The 17,664-nt window shown below is 73.6% G+C and carries 14 protein-coding genes; 6 read left to right on the forward strand and 8 right to left on the reverse strand.

Annotated features, from left to right (window positions below; all coding sequences use genetic code 11):
- Positions 1-172 precede the first annotated feature (172 nt).
- Entirely contained in the window at positions 173-1,531 is a 1,359-nt protein-coding gene (locus tag ACFOVU_RS26555; protein WP_378537964.1) for a M50 family metallopeptidase, read from the reverse strand.
- 10 nt (positions 1,532-1,541) lie between these two features.
- A complete protein-coding gene (dxr, locus tag ACFOVU_RS26560) occupies positions 1,542-2,741 on the reverse strand; it encodes a 1-deoxy-D-xylulose-5-phosphate reductoisomerase (protein WP_378538229.1) in 1,200 nt (399 codons plus the stop codon).
- A 115-nt stretch (positions 2,742-2,856) separates the two neighbouring features.
- On the opposite strand from dxr, the gene ACFOVU_RS26565 reads away from it, so the two are divergent.
- Positions 2,857-3,684, forward strand: coding sequence for a DUF4184 family protein (locus ACFOVU_RS26565; RefSeq protein WP_378537966.1), 828 nt, complete (start codon positions 2,857-2,859; stop codon positions 3,682-3,684).
- 20 nt (positions 3,685-3,704) lie between these two features.
- A complete protein-coding gene (locus ACFOVU_RS26570) occupies positions 3,705-4,664 on the forward strand; it encodes a trypsin-like serine peptidase (protein ID WP_378537967.1) in 960 nt (319 codons plus the stop codon).
- 60 nt (positions 4,665-4,724) lie between these two features.
- Here the strand turns inward: ACFOVU_RS26570 and ACFOVU_RS26575 are convergent, their stop codons facing one another.
- Together ACFOVU_RS26575 and ACFOVU_RS26580 are read right to left on the reverse strand one after the other, a co-directional pair.
- A complete protein-coding gene (locus ACFOVU_RS26575) occupies positions 4,725-6,149 on the reverse strand; it encodes an aldehyde dehydrogenase family protein (protein WP_378537968.1) in 1,425 nt (474 codons plus the stop codon).
- Positions 6,150-6,254: 105 nt separating this feature from the next.
- Positions 6,255-7,646: a cytochrome P450 gene (locus ACFOVU_RS26580; protein ID WP_378537969.1), complete on the reverse strand. Its 1,392-nt coding sequence runs from the start codon at positions 7,644-7,646 to the stop codon at positions 6,255-6,257.
- Between the two features lie 203 nt (positions 7,647-7,849).
- Here ACFOVU_RS26580 and dacB point away from each other — a divergent pair, with 203 nt between their 5' ends.
- Positions 7,850-9,436, forward strand: coding sequence for a D-alanyl-D-alanine carboxypeptidase/D-alanyl-D-alanine endopeptidase (gene dacB, locus ACFOVU_RS26585; RefSeq protein WP_378537971.1), 1,587 nt, complete (start codon positions 7,850-7,852; stop codon positions 9,434-9,436).
- A gap of 234 nt (positions 9,437-9,670) precedes the next feature.
- Complete coding sequence (locus ACFOVU_RS26590) at positions 9,671-11,455, forward strand: hypothetical protein (RefSeq protein WP_378537972.1); 1,785 nt, start codon at positions 9,671-9,673, stop codon at positions 11,453-11,455.
- A gap of 28 nt (positions 11,456-11,483) precedes the next feature.
- Here the strand turns inward: ACFOVU_RS26590 and ssb are convergent, their stop codons facing one another.
- Complete coding sequence (ssb, locus tag ACFOVU_RS26595) at positions 11,484-11,954, reverse strand: single-stranded DNA-binding protein (protein WP_378537974.1); 471 nt, start codon at positions 11,952-11,954, stop codon at positions 11,484-11,486.
- 193 nt (positions 11,955-12,147) lie between these two features.
- Between ssb and ACFOVU_RS26600 the strand changes: the two genes are divergently transcribed.
- On the forward strand, positions 12,148-13,086 hold the full coding sequence (locus tag ACFOVU_RS26600) for a 3-methyladenine DNA glycosylase (RefSeq protein ID WP_378537976.1): 939 nt from the start codon (positions 12,148-12,150) through the stop codon (positions 13,084-13,086).
- Between the two features lie 79 nt (positions 13,087-13,165).
- Here ACFOVU_RS26600 and ACFOVU_RS26605 read toward each other — a convergent pair whose 3' ends face one another.
- Positions 13,166-14,788, reverse strand: coding sequence for a serine hydrolase domain-containing protein (locus tag ACFOVU_RS26605; protein WP_378537977.1), 1,623 nt, complete (start codon positions 14,786-14,788; stop codon positions 13,166-13,168).
- A 239-nt stretch (positions 14,789-15,027) separates the two neighbouring features.
- Here ACFOVU_RS26605 and ACFOVU_RS26610 point away from each other — a divergent pair, with 239 nt between their 5' ends.
- On the forward strand, positions 15,028-15,855 hold the full coding sequence (locus ACFOVU_RS26610) for a hypothetical protein (RefSeq protein ID WP_378537979.1): 828 nt from the start codon (positions 15,028-15,030) through the stop codon (positions 15,853-15,855).
- An 81-nt stretch (positions 15,856-15,936) separates the two neighbouring features.
- Here the strand turns inward: ACFOVU_RS26610 and ACFOVU_RS26615 are convergent, their stop codons facing one another.
- Together ACFOVU_RS26615 and ACFOVU_RS26620 are read right to left on the reverse strand one after the other, a co-directional pair.
- Positions 15,937-16,434, reverse strand: a complete 498-nt coding sequence (locus ACFOVU_RS26615) for a hypothetical protein (protein ID WP_378537980.1) — start codon at positions 16,432-16,434, stop codon at positions 15,937-15,939.
- Entirely contained in the window at positions 16,431-17,504 is a 1,074-nt protein-coding gene (locus ACFOVU_RS26620) for a hypothetical protein (RefSeq protein ID WP_378537981.1), read from the reverse strand. Before ACFOVU_RS26620 ends, ACFOVU_RS26615 begins: the two co-directional genes overlap by 4 nt.
- Between the last annotated feature and the right edge of the window lie 160 nt (positions 17,505-17,664).

Genomic DNA, 17,664 nt, shown 5'->3' on the forward strand with positions numbered 1-17,664 from the left:
CGGCCGGTACCAGGGCACGGCGCCACCGGACGGAAGCCGGGCTCGATCCCGGGCTCCCCTTCCACCGCACAGGCTACCCGTATTGAGCAGGGCATTACGCCGACATGAGGAAAATCGGGGATTCACGCCCCATGTCGTCGAGCGGTCCTCGAGGAGGCGCCTGCCTGCGGCGTCACTGCACCAGGCGTACCGGGTTGAACACGTCGGCGATCAGCAGCATGACGCTGAACATCACGAAGCACGCGACCACGATGTAGGCCACCGGCATCATCTGGGCCACGTCGAAGGGGCCGGGGTCGGGGCGGCGGAACAGCTTGGCGAAGCCGCGGCGGACGGACTCCCAGAGCGCGCCGAGGATGTGGCCGCCGTCGAGCGGCAGGATCGGCAGCATGTTGAACGCGAACAGGAACAGGTTGACCCCGGCCAGCATGTTGACCAGGAAGACCACCCGGTCGGTGACGGGGATCGGCTGGGCCAGCACCTCGCCGCCGATGCGCGAGGCCCCGACGATGCCCACCGGGGAGTCGACCGTGCGCTCCTCGCCCATGAAGGCGGCGCGGAACACGCCGGGCACCTTCGAGGGCAGCTCCCACAGGGCCCGGCCCACGCCGACCACGGCGTCGCCCATGTAGGCGGCGGTGTCGGCGACCCCGAGCGGGCTGCGCTCCTGGGCGAAGGTGATCCCGAGGAAGCCGGCGGTCTGGGTGTCGGGGATCTGGTATCCCTGCTCGTCGGTGACGGGGTCGCCGTTGGCGTCGGTGCGGAAGACGATCTCGCCCTCGGAGTCGCGCGCCACGACGTCGTTCTCGATGAGGTCGGCCTCGAAGGCGACGGTCTCGCCGTCGCGGTCCACCACGATCTCGGTGGGCCCCACGGAGTCGCGGATCGCGGAGTTGGCCTGGTTCCACTCGGGCGTGGGTCTGCCGCCCACCTCCACGATGCGGTCGCCCGGCAGCAGGCCTGCCTCGGCGGCGGGGGTGGGCGGGGCGTCAGCGGGGCAGTCGCGGGCGGTGGAGTCGGCCGGCAGCACGCACTCGGCGACGGTGTCGACCGTGGTGGTGCTCTGCGGCAGGCCGACGCCCATCAGGATGATGGTGAACAGCACGACCGCCAGGATCAGGTTCATCCCCGGCCCGGCCGCCATGACGATGACGCGCTTCCAGGGCGCCCGCTGGTAGAACTGGCGGTCCTCGTCGCCGGGTTCGAGGTCGACCTGCGAGGCCTCGCGGGCGTCCTCGATCATCGCCCGCCAGCGCGACATCGGCTTGCCGGAGGTGTCCTGGGCGCGCTGGGAGGGCGGGATCATCCCGGCCATCCGCACGAAGCCGCCCAGCGGGACGAGCTTGACGCCGTACTCGGTGTCGCCCTTGCGGGTCGACCACAGGGTGCGCCCGAAGCCCACGAAGTACTGGGTGCAGCGGATGCCGAACATCTTGGCGGTCGCGAGGTGGCCGAGCTCGTGCCAGGCGAGGGACAGCAGCAGGCCAATGAAGAACAGGACGATCCCGAGCGCGGTCAGTAGCGCGACCATGTACCTCTCCTCATGCGGACCGGGCGATCAGCTCCCGGGCGCGGATGCGGGCCCATTCGTCGGCCGCGTAGACGTCGGCCGGCGACAGGGTTGCACCGGGGGCCGCCCGCTGCTGCTCCGAGACTACCCGCGCAACGGTGTCCACGATCGCGGGAAATGCCAGCCTTCGATCGAGGAATGCGGCGACGGCCTCTTCGTTGGCGGCGTTGTAGACCGCCGGGGCGGTCCCGCCCGCCGCGCCGACCTCGCAGGCGAGGCCGACCGCGGGGAACGCGTCGGGGTCGAGCGGCTCGAAGGTCCAGGTCTGCGCGGTGGTCCAGTCGACCGCCGGCGCGGCGCCGCTGACCCGATGCGGCCACGCGATGCCGTAGGCGATCGGGATGCGCATGTCGGGCGGGCTCGCCTGCGCCAGGGTCGAGCCGTCGGTGAACTCCACCATGGAGTGGATGACCGACTGGGGGTGGACCACGACCTCGATGCGGTCGAAGGGGACGTCGAAGAGCAGGTGGGCCTCGATCACCTCCAGGCCCTTGTTCACCAGCGTGGCACTGTTCACGGTGATCACCGGCCCCATGCTCCAGGTGGGGTGGGCGAGGGCCTGCTCGGGGGTGACCCCGGCGAGCTCGGCACGCGTGCGCCCGCGGAACGGGCCGCCGCTGGCGGTGATCACCAGGCGGCGCACCTCGTCGAGCCGGGCGCCGACCTGGCCCTGGGCCAGGCTGGTCAGCTCGGCCGCGGGGGGCCGGGGGAAGCACTGGGAGAGGGCGAAGTGCTCGGAGTCGACGGGCACGATCTGGCCGGGCTGGGCGGCCTCGCGGACCAGGGGGCCGCCGATGATGAGCGACTCCTTGTTGGCCAGCGCGAGCAGCCGGCCGGCGCGCAGGGCGGCGAGGGTGGACTCCAGGCCCAGGGCGCCGGTGATCCCGTTGAGGACGACGTCGCAGGGGAAGGCGGCCAGTTCGGCGACCCCCTCGGGGCCGGCGAGGACCTTCGCCGCGCTGCCGCGCTCGCGCAGCAGCTCCGCGAGCGCGGTGGCCGCGGCGGGGTCGGCCACCGCCACCGCTTCGACGCCCAGGGCGCACGCCTGGTCGGCGAGGAGGTCGATCCGGCCGCCGCCGGCTGCCAGGCCGGTCACCCGGAAGCGGCCGGGGTCGGCCTTGACGACCTCGATGGCCTGGGTGCCGATGGAGCCGGTCGACCCGAGGATCACGACCTCGCGCCGCTGGGAGGGGGTGGGGTCCTGGAGGAGTCGTTCCGCGATTCGCACCCCTCCATTCTGGCCTACCCCGGGAACGCCCACTCGGCGATGGCCGGATACTTGCCCAATGCCCTTCACAGTGAGCCATGTGGCGGCGGTGCTGCCGCTGGCCCGCACGCGGCTGCCGCTCGCGGCGCTGGCGGTCGGCGCGGTCGTCCCCGATCTGCCCTACTACCTGCCGATGCCGTCGCTCGGGACGCACGCCCCATGGGGGCTGCCGGTGGACGTGGTGCTGGGCGCCGCGGTGCTGCTGGTCGTGCGCACCGCCGTGCGCGAACCCGTGGCCGCGCTCGCCCCGCGGACGGTCCGCGAGCGGATCCCGGCCGCACCCGCCCCGCTGACCCGGCGCCATGCTGCGGCGGCCGGCGCCGCACTGCTGATCGGCGCGGCCACGCACATCCTCTGGGACTCGGTGACCCAGCCGGGCGGGGCCGGGGTGCAGCTGCTGCCGGCGCTCCAGGCGAGCGTCGTGGGGCCCCACCGGGTCTACAACGTGCTGATGTACGTGAGCTCGGCGGGCGGCCTGGCGGCGCTGGCGGTGTGGGCGCGCTTGCGGCTGCGGGCGACCCCGCCGGCGGAGCGGCCGGTCGCGGCGCTGCGGCCGGCGGCCCGTTGGTGCGCGGTCGCGGCGGTGGCGCTGGCCTCGGCCGCGGGGGCGGTGGCGCTCGGGATGTCGCCGCGGGCCGCTGTCAGCTCCTACGACCTGGTGCGATGCGTGCTCGTCGGGGCGATGCAGGGCGCGGGCGCGGGGCTTGCGGGCCACGTGGCGGTGTGGCACCTCGTTCGGGCGGCACGCCGTATCGGCGGGTCCGGCGGCGTCGGCGAGCCCGGCGCGCGGGGTGATCGCCGATCAACCGAGAAGACTAGCCGAAGAGTAGCCGATTCGTCACGCTGAGTATGGCAAAATCCAATGCCATGACTCTCGCCTACAAAGTCCTGGGACCGCTCGCGGCGGTCGCGGTCGCCGTGCTCGGTGCCCCCTCCGCCGCCGCGGATCCGGCACCCCCCTCCAGCGTCCACGAGGTCGTCCACTCCACGGCGGCGGCCGGCGAGGACCCCCGCGACATGCTCGCCTATTGGACACCCGAGCGCATGGCGGCGGCCGAGCCGCTGGGCAGCCTCCTCGACGGTGTCACCCGCGACCTGCCGCTGCCCGCCTCGCAGGTCATCGCGCCCCAGGCCGCGCCGCGCCCCGACAGCACCGGAACGCGCTGGACGGCCGGCGGCAAGGTCACCCGCACCACGGGCCGGGTCTTCCTCACCATGGACGGACGCGACTTCACCTGCTCGGCGTCGGTCGTCAACGCCGGCAACAAGGACACCGTCGTCACCGCGGGCCACTGCCTCAAGGACGGCACCGGCGCCTGGGCCAAGAACTGGACGTTCGCCCCCGGCTACGCCGACGGCGACAGCCCCTACGGCCGCTACCCGGCGCGCGAGATGCTGGTGGCGCCCGAGTGGTCCGACCAGGCCGACGACAGCTTCGACTTCGGGTTCGCCGTCCTGGGCACCGACGGCGGCGACCACGTCCAGAGCCGCACCGGTGCGCAGAAGATCGCCTTCGACCGGGGCCAGAGCGACCCCGTCTACGCCTTCGGCTACCCCTCCACCGGCCGCTACAACGGCCGCAGCCTCCACTACTGCTCCGGGTCCACCCGCCCCGACCAGGGCGGGACCACCGCCAACGGCATGGCCTGCACCATGACCGAAGGGTCCAGCGGGGGACCGTGGCTGTCGGACTTCAACACCGGCAATGGCACGGGCACCATCACATCGGTCGTCAGCTTCAAGTACGCCGACGACTCCCGCACCCAGTACGGTCCGCGCCTGGGCGACGAGGCCCGCGACCTCTACCGGCGCGCCGCGTCCCTGTGACCCCGCCGCCGCGCCGGACCGGGGACCGCGCCCGGCCCGGCGCGGCGGCGGGGCCCAGCATCACAGCTGGACGCCGGTCAGGGCCAGGACGCGCTCGTAGGTCAGGTCCGCCATCGCGGCGGCCAGGCCCTCCTTGCCGACCCCCGACTTCTTGACGCCGCCGTAGGGCATCTGGTCGGCGCGGAAGGACGGCACGTCGCCGATCACCACCCCGCCCACCTCCAGTTCGCGGTGGGCCCGGAAGGCCACCTGGAGGTCGCGGGTGAACACCCCGGCCTGGAGGCCGTAGTCGCCGGCGTTGACCTTCGCGAACGCCTCGTCCACTCCGCTCGTGCGCTGCACCACCAGGACCGGGCCGAAGACCTCGTCGCGGACTACTCTGGCGTCGTCGGGGACGTCGGCGAGCACCGTGGGGGCGACGCTCACGCCGTCGCGGCGGCCGCCGGTGAGCAGGGTGGCGCCCGCCTCCACCGCCTCGCGCACCCACGACTCCACCCGGACCGCCGCGTTCTCGTCGATGAGCGGGCCCACCTCGGTCGCGGGGTCGGCGGGGTCGCCGGTGCGCAGGGCCTCGACGCGGCGCACCAGTTCGGCGGTGAACTCCTCGTAGACCAGGTCGTCGACGATGACCCGCTGGACGCCGACACAGACCTGGCCGGCGTGGTTGTTGCCGAACACCGCGATCCGGCGCGCCGCCCAGTCGAGGTCGGCGTCGGGCAGCACGACGGCCGCGGCGTTGCCGCCGAGCTCCAGGGTGACGTGCTTGTGCGGCGCCAGGCGCTGGAGCTCCCAGCCGAACTGCCCGCCGGTGAAGGAGATGACCGGCAGGCGGGGGTCGGTGATGAGGGGTGCGGCGCGCTCGTTGGGCATGGGCAGCACCGACACCATGCCCGCGGGCAGGTCGGTCTCGGCCAGGATCTCGCCCAGGACCAGGGCGCTCAGCGGTGTGGCCGGCGCGGGCTTGAGGATGATCGGGGCGCCCACCGCGATCGCGGGGGCGATCTTGTGGGCGACGAGGTTCAGCGGGAAGTTGAACGGCGAGATGCCCAGGACCGGGCCCTTGGGGACCCGGCGGATGAGGGCGATGCGGCCGGTCGCCGAGGGGTCGGTGTCGAGGCGCTGGAGTTCGCCGCTGTCGCGGCGGGCCTCTTCGGCCGCCCAGCGGAACACCGAGACGGCGCGGGCGGCCTCGACCCGGGCCCAGGTGATCGGCTTCGCGCTCTCGGCGGTGATGAGCGCGGCGATCTCCTCGGCGCGCTCGGCCAGGAGGCGCGATACGTGCGCCAGCGCCTCGGCGCGCACATGCGCGGGCAGCGCCGCCGCCTGCGGCGCCACGGCATCGGCGGCGGCCACCGCCTGCTCGATCTGGGCGGTGGAGGGGACGGCGGCGGTCCCCGCGGTCTCCCCGGTGTAGGGGTTGAGCACCGTGAGTTCGGTGTCGCCGGTCGCGGCACTTCCGGCCAGCCAAAACGGGCGTGTGGACATGTCCATGACGCTAACGCGGGCGGCGCACCCGCCTCTTGTCCGTCCCGGCCAACGATCCGGGGCACCGTTGTCCAGAGTGCAGTGGCACGGTGCCCCGGTCGCCGGTCAGCGGCGCCGCCTCCTACCGCTGCCCTGCCACCAGCGCATCACCCGGTGCAGCAGGTCATTGGTCTGGGCCGCGGGCTCGCCGTCGTCGGCGGGGCGCGCCGCCGCGGGAACGGTCTGGGCCGGGCGGACCGGCGGGGGGACCGGCGTGAACTCGATGGGCAGCGAGGTCAGGCCCCGGGAGAGGAGTTCGCGGCGCCAGCGCAGGTCGCCGGGGTCGACCGCCAGGCGCACCCCGGAGAGCCGGTCGAGCAGCCGCTCGATACCGATGGCCACCACCTGGAGCGCCAGTGACTGCGCCGGGCACCGGTGCTCCCCGGCGCCCCACATCAGGTGGGCGCTGTTGTGGCCGGAGGGCAGCGGCGCACCGGTGTCGTCGCGGGCATCGCGCAACCGGGGGTCGTGGTGGGCCGGGGCGAAGCCGATGATGAGCGGCTCGCCTTCGGCGATGCGGGTGCCGTCGATGGTGACATCGCGGGTCGGGAACCGGGCGCAGAGCGCCTGCATCGGCGGCTCGGTCCAGATGACGTGGTTGACGATGTCGTCCAGGAGCAGGCCGCCGCTGGCGTACTCGCGGGCGACGTCGGGGTCGACGAGCAGCTCGCGCAGCACGTTGCCGAGGAGGTTGGCCGCGGGCTCCTGCGCCGCCGCCGACAGCAGCACCAGCTGGTCGGCCATCTCCCGGTCGGTGAGGCCGACGGGGTGCTCCATCATCCAGCTCGTGAGGTCGGGCCCGGGTGTCTCGCGCTTGCGGATGACCAGGCCGCCGAAGTAGTTGCGCAGCTGGACGACCGCATCGGCGCCGCGCGCGCTGTCGTTGGTCCAGATGATCCCCGACAGTTCACCGAGGACGTAGCCGTAGATGTCCTCCAAGCCGAAGAAGCGGTTCATCAGCAGGGCCGGCAGGAGGTCGGCGTAGTCCGCGACCAGGTCGGCGCTGCCCTCGGCGCAGAAGTCGTCGATGAGCGTGTCGGCGGCCTCGGTGATGTCGGTGCGGATCCGGGTGTCGGTCAGCCGGGAGAGCGCGTCGTTGATCGGCGCCGCCAGCCGCGCGTGCTCGGCGCCGTCGCAGTAGATGGCGCTCTTGCGGTAGCCCATGGCCGGGCGCAGCCCGGCGTCGAGCTTGCGCCGGCCGTCGCGGATCTCGTTCCAGCGGCGGGTATCGCGGGAGAAGGTCCCCCAGTCGCGGAGGACTTCGAGGTTCTCCTCGTAGCCGAGCAGCAGCCAGGCGGGCAGGCCGGGCTCGAGGAGCACCGGAGCGACCTGACCGAACCGGGAGCGCAGGGATTCCCAGACGCGCCTCCGATCCGGTTCGGACACCGTCTCGTACAGCGGAACGGCGTCGGCGTGCCACGGGCACGCGGGAGGTGCGCCGTCGTCTCGTTCTGTCATAAGCGGCCTCGCGAACGCTGTGGTCAGGAGGGTGTGGGCGTTCGATGAGACTAGCGTCACAAGGCCCGGCCCACTACCGAGTCGCGCGGTTCCGCGGACACTCCTCGTTCCCACGTGATCGCTCGCGGTGTAGATTGCCGCTGGAAGGCCGTATGCGTCTCGACGTTGCGGCCGACCGCGCCATCCGACGAAGGGCTGCCCTCATGACGGCCACCCGCTTACCATCCCACCCCCTGCGGCTGGCGTTACCGCTGGTCGCCGCCGTCGCGATCGCGGTGCCGCTGGCCTCTCCGGTCGCGGCCGACACCGCCGACGGCACCGCCGACCTCCGCTCCGACCTCGACGCGCTGCTGGCCGACCCCGCTCTGGAGGGGGCGCTGTCGGGGGTGGCCGTGGCCAGCGTCTCCGAGGGCGACGTGCTCTACGAGAACGAGGCCGCCGCCCCGCTGATCCCCGCATCGAACATCAAGCTGCTGACCACCGCCGCGGCGCTGGACGTGCTCGGGGCCGGCCACACCTTCACCACCACCGTCTCCGCCGCCGAGGCCCCTGCTTACGGGAGGGTCGAGGGCGACCTCTACCTGGCCGGGACCGGCGACCCCAGCCTGACCGGCGACGCCTTCGACCGCCTGGCCGCCCGGGTGGCCGCCGCCGGGGTGACCGAGGTCACCGGCGACCTGCTGGCCGACGACACCTGGTTCGACACCGAGCGCCTGGCCCCCGACTGGGAGGCCGACGACGAGCCGTACTACTACGCGGCGCAGATCTCCGCGCTCACGGTGGCGGCCAACGAGGACCTCGACACCGGGGTCGTGAACGTCACCGCGAGCCCCGGCACCGCCGAGGGCGACCCGGTCGACGTGGAGCTGGACCCCATGGCCGGCAACCTGTCGATCGAGAACGCGGCGCGGACGGGGGCGCCCGACGCCGAGGCCACCGCCGACATCACCCGCGCCCCGGAGACCAACGTGTTCACCGCTGCGGGCGTGCTGCCCGCCGGCGGCGAGCCCTTCACCGATCTGCGCACCGTGCACGAGCCGACCGACCACGCGGTGCACCTGTTCGCGGCGGCGCTGGAGGAGCGTGGGGTGAAGGTGCTCGGCGACATCGGCCGCGGCACCGCGCCCGGCGACACCGTGCCGCTGGCCGAGCGGGAGTCCCGCGAACTCGGCGCCCTGGTCCTGCCCTTGATGAAACTGTCCAATAACGGCCACGCCGAGATCCTGGTGAAGGCGATGGGGCGCGCGGCCGCGGGTGAGGGCACCTGGGCGGCCGGGCTCGCGGAGCTGGGCCCGGCGCTGGAGCGGATCGGTGTCGCCCGGACCGGGTTCGAGGCCCACGACGGGTCGGGGCTGTCGCGGACCAACCGGCTCGACGCCGCCACCGTGATCGACGTCCTCCAGGCCGTGCAGGACGAGCCGTGGTTCGGCACGTGGGAACGGTCGCTGCCGGTGGCGGGGGTGTCGAACCGCATGGTCGGCGGCACCCTGGCCGACCGGATGCGGGGCACGGCCGCCGCGGGCAACGTGCGGGCCAAGACCGGCACGCTCAGCGGGGCGAGCTCGCTGTCGGGGTATGTCACGAGCGCCGATGGCGAGGAGCTGGCCTTCGCGGTCATCAACAACGAGTACCCGGGCGCGGCCCCGCGGGGTGTCCAGGACGCGATAGCCGTCCGTTTGGCGGAATTCTCCCGCTGGTCGCCGACCACATCCGGCCTGGCCGCGCGCACCGACGATTCGCCGTCGGCACCCGACGCCGACCTCGAATGCAGTTGGGCCGGTACGTGCTGACGCGTTGACCTGCCATTTCGTTGCGCCGTCGCGTGCCGGCCCCGGGGCGGGCACGCGACGGCCGGCCGGACGCGGCGGCGCGCGGCGCCGGCGCTTTGATCGTTTCCGGGCCTCGGTCGTGTCTGGCGAATCCGCCCCGGTTAGGCCACAGTGGTCGATGAGGGCCATCCACCACATCCCAGGCCAGACCGCTCCGAGGCCCTCCGGATCTTGTGACCCACCGGGAGAGCAGGAGTGTCCCTCGTCTACCGCAGCATCGTCACCGTCCCCCAGGACCACGATGTGATCGCCTCGACTTCGACCGTGCTCTCGCAGTGGCTGAGCAAGCGCGGCACGGCGGGCGCCCGGGTGTCGTTCACGCATTCCGGGGCCTACGAGCTGAGCAAGCGCTCGCGGGCCATGGTGCTCCGGCACGACAACCGCGAAGAGGACATCAGTTTCCTGCGGCTGACCACGGAGTCGGACAAGCCCGATGGGGTGTGGCGCACGACCGTCACCGCGGTGTCGGACCCGCAGCGGCTGGCCCACCGCTACATCTGGATCGACATGACCGCCGATCCCCGCAGCGACCTGTCGGGCAGCGAGCGGCTCGACATCGCGCCGCCCGACGCCGTGCGCATGCTGCTCGACGAAGTGCCCGGCTTCGACGGCGGGCACCGGCTCCCGGCCGAGCCGAAGATCGTGCGCGGCAAGGAGGACGGCGCCGTGCGGGCGCTGATCGACTCCATCGGCGACCCCGGCCGCCACCTGGCCGTGGTGGTCAGCGTGCCGCCCGCGGACATGACCGTGGCGGGCTGGCGCGAGACCATGAGCGGGGTGCTGTCGCGCTCCACGGGCATGTGCGCGGGCTACGTGCTCGACGCCGCCGCCCAGGAGCAGGTCGACGCGCTCCTGCCGCACGGGTTCGATGTCCCCCACGGCGGGGTGCGCACCTTCCTGCCGCGGGTGGAGTTCTCCGACGCCTCCGACGGCCTGCGCCACCCCCGCATGAGCGCGCACACGCTCGACTCCGCGCGCGACGGCGGCCGGGTCCGGGCCTGGGTGAGCCTGGCGCTGGCAAGATCGGTGCGCGACAACGCGCTGGACTCGCCGCTGCCGCCGGCCCTGCGCGACATCGACTCCCTCCTCAACGAGGAGGAGATCGACGTGTTCATCCAGGAGGAAGAGGACTCCGACCCCACGGTGCCGTCGCGCCCCACACCGCTGATGTCGGCCTCGCCGCAGGTGACCGAGATCATCATGCTCCTCAAAGGGCGGCTGTCGGACAAGGCGCTGGAGGCCAAGCGGCTCGGTACCGAGGCCCGCCGGCTCAACACCCGCACCACCGAGCTCACGCGCGAACGCGAGCGGCTGGCCGCGGAGCTGACCGAGCTGACCGAGGAGCTCGACTCCGCACGCGAGGCGCTGCACGCCGTCCGCCACGAGCTGACCTGGCTGCGCGGGCGGCTGCACGAGGAGGGCCTGTACCGCCTGGCGGCCGAGGCCGTGCCGCCCGACCCGCGCCAGCGCCCGCCGCAGAAGGTCGAGGACCTGCTGGAGCGCATCACCGACGACCACTACTTCCCCCACCTGTTCTTCACCATCGAAGACCGCGACACCGTGCGCGAGCTGACGGGCAGCCGCAAGGAGAACCTGTGGGTGGCGCGGGCGTGGGAGGCGCTGCTGGCGCTCGACGACTACGCGCGCTACCAGATGGGCCACCCCGACAGCAGCCTGAGCTTCCACGCCTACCTGCGGGAGCCGCCCGACGGCTACCGCGCGATCCCGGTGCGGCGGCTGGCCGCGCAGGAGAGCGACCACGTGCGCAACCGCGACAAGCTCAGCGACAAGCGGGTGTTCAAGGTGCCCCACCAGGTGGACCCCAGCGGCGAGGTGCCGATGTTCGCCCACATCAAGCTCGACACCGAGTACGGGATCTGCCCCCGCCTGTACTTCTATCCCCATCTCGGCCCCCAGACCACCAACCGCATCTACATCGGCTACCTCGGCCGCCACCTGCCGATCCAGCACACCAACTGACGGCGCCGGGGGGCGCCGCCCGGCGCCCCTAGAACGGCGGCTCGCCGGCCGCGGCGTGCACGGACCGCCGGCGGGCGCTCTGCGCCCAGGGGTCGGCACCGCGCGCACGGGGCATCACCAGAGGCGGATCCTCCCCCGGCTCCTGGCGCTCGACCCGGGCGGTGGCCCACCGCAGGGCCGGGGCGGCATCGTGCACCCGGAGGTCGGTCACGGCGCGGACCGTGCCCTGGGGGTCGGTGTAGCGGCGCCGCCGGAGTTCGCCGGTGACGATCACCCGCATGCCCCGGGCCAGGGTGACGGCGATGTTGGCGGCGTGGCGCCGCCAGGCCGAGCAGCGCAGCACCACCGTGCGGTGATCGCGCCAGGATCCGGTGGTGCGCTCGAAGAAGCGCGGGGTGGTGGCCACGGTGAACCCGCACAGCGGGGTTCCGTCGCCCAGGATCCGGATTTCGGGGTCGCGGGTGAGACGGCCGACCAGGGTCACGATGGTGTGGTCCACGGGCGCTCCTCAGGGTCGCGGGCGGCGGGGACGGTCCCGCCACATCCAGGATCGGCCGCCCCCGTCCCGCGCCACCAGTCCGATTCCGCGGCTGTGGACAACCCCGCCGCGCCCGGAGAACACGGCACCACGACGACCTCCCGCACGGCCGCCGGGCGCGAGATGTGCACGGCCGTGCCTACCCTGGAAGGCGATGAAAACGGGCACTCCGACCTCCAGCGCCAGCGCGCAGGCCACCGCCGCCCTCCCGGCGGGCACCTGGCGTCAGCGCGAGCGCGCCCACCACGCGCGCGTGGACGCGCTGCTCGCCGGCCACCTGCGCCGCCGCGCCGAGGGGGTCGCGCACCCCGTCGAGGACTTCCTGTTCACCTACTACAGCCACAAGCCCGCCCACCTGCGCCGGTGGCACCCGGGGATCGGCGCCGTGCTGCTCGGCGACGCCGCCCGCGACCGCCTCGGCGAGCGCTGGTACACCGAGGTCGACACCGCCGACGAGAACGGGCGGGCCGTCACCGGCGTGGGCCTGGACACCGCGGCGTTCATTGCTGCGCGGGGCCGGACCGCCGCGTTCATCGGATCGCTGCTGCGTGCGGTCGCCGGGCGCCCCGCCCACCTGGGCTGTTTCGGCCTCCACGAGTGGGCGATGGTCTACCGGCCCGGCCCCGGCGACGTGCGCCACTCCGCGGTCCCCCTGCGCCTGGGCCCCGAGGGCACGGACCAGGTCGTGGAATCCCACCGGATCCGCTGCTCGCACTACGACGCGTTCCGCTTCTTCACCCCCGAGGCGCGCCCGCGCAACCTGCTCCGGCCCACGCGCGAGAGCCAGGCCGACCTCGACCAGCCCGGGTGCCTGCACGCCACCATGGACCTGTACAAGTGGGCCTACAAGCTCGCCCCCGCGGTCCCCGGCGAACTCGTGGTGGACTGCTTCGAGCTCGCCAAGGACGTCCGCGAACTGGACATGCGCGCCTCGCCCTACGACCTCGCCGCCTACGGCTACGCCCCGGTGCGCATCGAGACCGCCGAGGGCAAGGCCGAGTACGTGGCGGCCCAGCGCTCCTTCGCCGAGCGGGGCGGCGCGCTGCGCGCCCGCCTCCTGGAGGTCTGCGACGCCTTGGCCGCGGCCGGCTGACCCCGCCCTCAGGGGCCTTCCGCGTCACGGCGAACGGGCGGCGGGGCGGGAGCGTCCCCGCCCCGCCGCCCGTTCCCGGTCAGCCGTTGGCGGCGGCGAGCCCGTACAGCATCGTCCCGCCCAGCGTGAGCGACGCCGCGACCGACACGGCGAAGAACACGGCGTGCAGCCACCGCCAGCGGGCCGCGTTGACGGCGACGCGCGGCCAGAACCAGGCGCCGACCGCGACCGAGGCGGCGACGGCGCCGATCGCGAGCGCCCACAGCACGGGCGGTGTGTAGACCCAGCTCCCGGTGCGCAGCGCCGCCAGGAGCACGGCGAGGGCGCCCAGCGGCATCGACACGATGCGCAGCCGGTCGAGCGGGCGCTGTCCGATGAGCGTGCGGCGGCGGACCATCAGCGTCACGGCGAGCAGCACCGGCAGCAGGACGATCGGCAGCGTGGTCCCGAGGCCCACTGCGGGCGAGAACGACATGCCGCCCTCGGCGACCGTGACCACCTCGGGGGCGCCGAGCGCACGCGGGCCGACGAGGGAGACGTCGATCTGGAAGCTGTTGGACAGGGCGATCACCCCGCGGTCGTCCTGGAACGCGACGAACGCCGTCGACCCGAACGTGCCGCCGCTGTGCTGCACCAGCTGCACGCCGTCACCGAAGTCCGTGGTCATCCAGGCGAGGCCGAGCCGCGTCTCCTCGGCCGGGCCGTCGTAGGCCGCCTCGGTGGCCGCCATGCCGGGGGCGGTGCCGTCCATCAGGGCGCGCACGAACCGTTCGAGGTCGGCGGGCGTCGTCCACGTGCCGATCCCGGCGGGGGCGTACTCCACGGCGTTCCAGGGCTGGGAGCGCGCGCCGGCCTCCATGTGCGGCAGGGCGGCGCCCTCGGGGACCGTGTCGGTGTCGGCGCCGAGGATGAACGTGTCGTCCATGCCGACCGGCCCGAGCACGCGCTCGTGCACCACCTCGGCATAGGACGTCCCGGCCTCGCGGGCCAGGGCCTCGCCCAGGACGGCGAAGCCGAAGTTGGAGTAGGCCCACTCCCCCTGGTTCCGGGGGACCGCGGCGGCCAGCGATTCCGTCAGCGGCGGGAAGGCCCGGTAGGGGTCGGTGGTCAGGAAGGTGTGGCTCGACGCCGAGCTCAGCACCTCGGCGGGCACACGCTCCAGCCCGGACTGGTGGTTGGCCAGCTGCTCCAGGGTGATGGCCGCCGTGTCGGGGGAGGCGAACTCCACGTCGGGGAAGACGTCGCCGAGGGTGCGGTCGAGGGAGGTGGTTCCGTCGTCCGCCATGTCGGCGAGGGCCATCGCGGTGACGACCTTGAACACCGACCCCGTCTCGAACGGGGTGTCGGCCGTGACGGGCGCCGAGCCGTCCGCGGTGCCGCCGGTCACCGCGGCGGTGTCGTCGCCGTCGATGACGGTGACGCTCAGCCCCTGCACCTGCGTCTCGCGGCCCTCGATGGCCTCGGCGACGGTGGCGGCCAGGTCCGCGTCGCCCTCCAGCTCCACCGGCCCCGGGCCCCCGGCGGGCATCACCACGTAGGCGGCGATGGCGACGGCCGCGCCGATGGCCAGTGCGATCGCCCAGACCCGCCCGGGGGCGCGGCCGGGGCGCGCGCGGCGGGGGTCGGGCACCGGGCCGTGCGGTGCGGTCCCCGGGGGAGGCGGCCCGGTGCCGCCGTCTGCATCTGTGCGTGTCGAGGTCATGGCCACCACCTTCGCGGCCCCGGGACCGGCCTGGTAGACGGCGATGTCATCGCCGGGCGGTGAGGTTCTCCCGCTCCCGGCATGACAACTCCGCGCCCGCCCCGATGACAGTTGTCATGGGCCGCGGGATCACCGCAGGTCGCCCGTTCACGCCGTGCCGTGCGCGCCCGCACGCCGCCGCGCGGGCCCCGTCCGGCCGGAGCGGGAACGGGAATCGCGCGCGCACCGTCTCACCAGCCATGACCCCTTCAGAACCCTCCCCCAACGGGCGCGCCGGCGGCCGCGGCATGGCGATGGCCGTCGGCACGCTCATCGGCGCCCTCTCCGTGGCGATCATCGTGCTGGTCGCCATCTACCTCCGTGATGTGGACCTGTTCACCGGCTCGGATGAGGCGGCGGGCGCGGACGCCGCCGCGTCCGCCTCGCCCTCCGCCGACGCGAGCCCCGTCCCGGTCACCACCCCGACCGCCGACGACCCCGAGGCGCTGGTCGAAGCGGCGACGGCGGGCTGGAAGGGCGTCGCCGTCGAGGAGCGGGGCGTGGCCTACGACATCCCCGACGACTGGTTCGCGCACGCCCCCGATCTGACCGTCGGCTTCGAGGAGGAGGACCCCGACGCCCCGTTCGGCTACTCCCCCCGGGTCGCCATGAGCGGCGCCGCGGAGTACGGGGCCCGCGAGGAGCCCTGCTACGACTACCCGCCCGCGCCCGCCATGTCGGGCACCTCCGGCGCGGGAGAGGTCGTCGACACCGCCGAGATGTCGATGTTCCTGGCAGGTGAATGGGCCGAGGCCGGCTACGGCAACGACAGCGGCGAGCCGGAGGTGGAGGTGGGCGAGACCGCCGAGTTCGCCGCCAACGGCCTCGAAGGCCACCGCACCACCGCCACCGTCCAGGTCGCCGAGCACCCGTGCTACCCGGCGCAGGCTCAGGCGACCGTCTTCGCGTTCCTGGCGCCCAGCGGTGACGACGTCTACACCCTCGTCGTCTACTCCGACACCTCGGGAGACCAGGCCACCTCGTCCGAGACGGTCGACGGCATCATGTCCTCCCTGCGCCCCCTGTAACGCGCGTCGGCACCCTCCCCGAAGGGGAGGGTGCCGACGACGCGCCGACCCGGCCCGGCCACGCCCCGGGCCCGGGCCCGCTCACTCGTACTCGTAGGCCAGAACGTGCACCGACGCCTGGTCCTCGGCCGGGTAGAGCACCAGGACGTCGCGCTGCACCTGGCTGGAGTCCAGGGCGGCGCCGCGGCAGGAGGTGGAGCCGTCCACGGTCTCCTCCGCGGTGCCGAACGCCTCGCGGTCCTCCTCGTCGGGCCCCTCCGGGTCCGGGTAGGCGCCGATGCCGTCCGCCGCGCAGAACGCCTCGGCGCCCGCGCGGTCGGTGGCGAACGACCCCTCCATGCGCAGCCGGCCGTCGTCGGTGGTCGCGAAGGCCACCTCCAGCCCTTCGGCGGAGTCCGGCGGGGTGAGCCCGGTGAACTCGGCCAGCTGCTCGGCGGGCGGCCCGGTCGGGCTCGGCCGGAGGTCGGTGGGCGGTGCCTGCTCCGCATCCGCGCCGCAGCCGGCGAGGGCGGACACCGCCGCCAGCGCCGCGGCCAGGACGGCGGAACGGGTCGTCATGGGGCGGTCGGGCCGGCTCACGGCGCGCTCCCCTCACTGGTCGTCACGTGCGATCCCTCGATCCAGAACTCCCGGGCCATCCCGGCCCGGTGCATGTTCCACAGGTCCCGTTCGCTGAACTGGCTCTGGAACGGGCCGGCGCTCACCACGGGGTCGGTCTCCCTCGGGTCCCAGTCGTAGTACTTCTCGATGTTGGTCTGCGCGCTCATCTCATAGGTCCACTCGCCGCCGGGCTCATCGGGCGGGAACACGCGGACCTCGCCGGTGTGGTTGTAGCGCCAGCTCCCCAGCGTGTTGATCCAGTCCGCGTCGTCGTAGACGTAGCCCGTGCCGTCCCTGCCGTAGCCGAAGGAGTTCCACTCGGTGCTCACCGGGAAGGTGAGGGGTCCGGTCGCGCCCTGCTCCCGGGCCTCGCGGATCGCCTGGAGGCCGATCTCGCGGTGCGCGTCCTCGACCTCCTCCTCGAATTCCGGTACATCGTCGATCAGTTCCTCGCCGCTGATCTCCATGGTCTCTCCCGAGGCGTCGAGGAAGTGGTGCAGCGCCTCGCTGGCGTTGTGCCGGCCGGCGATCGCCCCGCCGTTCGCGTAGCCGCGCGCGTCGCGGTACTTGCGCTGGATCTCGTGGTCGATGCACAGGGTCCACCAGTCGCACCCGGACACCTCGCCCATCTCCACGCTGTCGAACTCCGTGTGGGACTCGATGGCGATGCCGGTCTCGGGATGGACGGGCGGCTCGGGCCAGTCCGCCAGGTTCACGGCGCCGGGCTCGGGCTCGCACAGCGGCGCGCAGGCCGGCGGTCCGCCGCCGTCCGGGGCGGGGGGAGCCATGATCGTGAGATCGTCCGGATCGACGCCGTCGCCCTCTCCGGCGCCGCCATCAGGCTCCGCGCACCCCTCCCGGGTCTCGACCCGGCAGACGGCGCCGTCGATCAGGCCCGAGACCCGGCCGGGGATTCCCGCGGTGAGGACCACGCCCGCGACGATCGCGATCAGGGCGATCACCGACCCGTACTCCACCATGCCCGCTCCGTGATCGGTGCGCGGCCGCCCGGCGGAGCGCGGTCCGCTCCCATCGGGGTGCCTGGGCATGGGGTCCTCCAAGGTCGGCGGGGTGCGCATTCGACGCACGTGACCGGAACCCTAAGGTCGGCGACCGGACGGTGTCGTGAGGCCGTGGACCCAAGTCCCCGCACCGCGGACCCATCCCGTCAGGGCCCCGGATGGGCCCGGACCGGGCGGGAACGCCGCG

This window comes from Nocardiopsis sediminis (assembly GCF_042650565.1).
Taxonomy (GTDB): domain Bacteria; phylum Actinomycetota; class Actinomycetes; order Streptosporangiales; family Streptosporangiaceae; genus Nocardiopsis_B; species Nocardiopsis_B sediminis.

Excerpts from the sequence above, each read along its gene's own strand:
- ACFOVU_RS26575 (WP_378537968.1), bottom strand. The coding sequence starts at position 6,149 with ATGTCCACACGCCCGTTTTGGCTGGCCGGAAGTGCCGCGACCGGCGAC.
- dacB (WP_378537971.1), top strand. The coding sequence starts at position 7,850 with ATGACGGCCACCCGCTTACCATCCCACCCCCTGCGGCTGGCGTTACCG.
- ACFOVU_RS26555 (WP_378537964.1), bottom strand. The coding sequence starts at position 1,531 with ATGGTCGCGCTACTGACCGCGCTCGGGATCGTCCTGTTCTTCATTGGC.
- ACFOVU_RS26565 (WP_378537966.1), top strand. The coding sequence starts at position 2,857 with ATGCCCTTCACAGTGAGCCATGTGGCGGCGGTGCTGCCGCTGGCCCGC.
- ACFOVU_RS26570 (WP_378537967.1), top strand. The coding sequence starts at position 3,705 with ATGACTCTCGCCTACAAAGTCCTGGGACCGCTCGCGGCGGTCGCGGTC.
- ACFOVU_RS26620 (WP_378537981.1), bottom strand. The coding sequence starts at position 17,504 with ATGCCCAGGCACCCCGATGGGAGCGGACCGCGCTCCGCCGGGCGGCCG.
- ACFOVU_RS26600 (WP_378537976.1), top strand. The coding sequence starts at position 12,148 with ATGAAAACGGGCACTCCGACCTCCAGCGCCAGCGCGCAGGCCACCGCC.
- ACFOVU_RS26610 (WP_378537979.1), top strand. The coding sequence starts at position 15,028 with ATGACCCCTTCAGAACCCTCCCCCAACGGGCGCGCCGGCGGCCGCGGC.
- ACFOVU_RS26580 (WP_378537969.1), bottom strand. The coding sequence starts at position 7,646 with ATGACAGAACGAGACGACGGCGCACCTCCCGCGTGCCCGTGGCACGCC.
- ACFOVU_RS26605 (WP_378537977.1), bottom strand. The coding sequence starts at position 14,788 with ATGACCTCGACACGCACAGATGCAGACGGCGGCACCGGGCCGCCTCCC.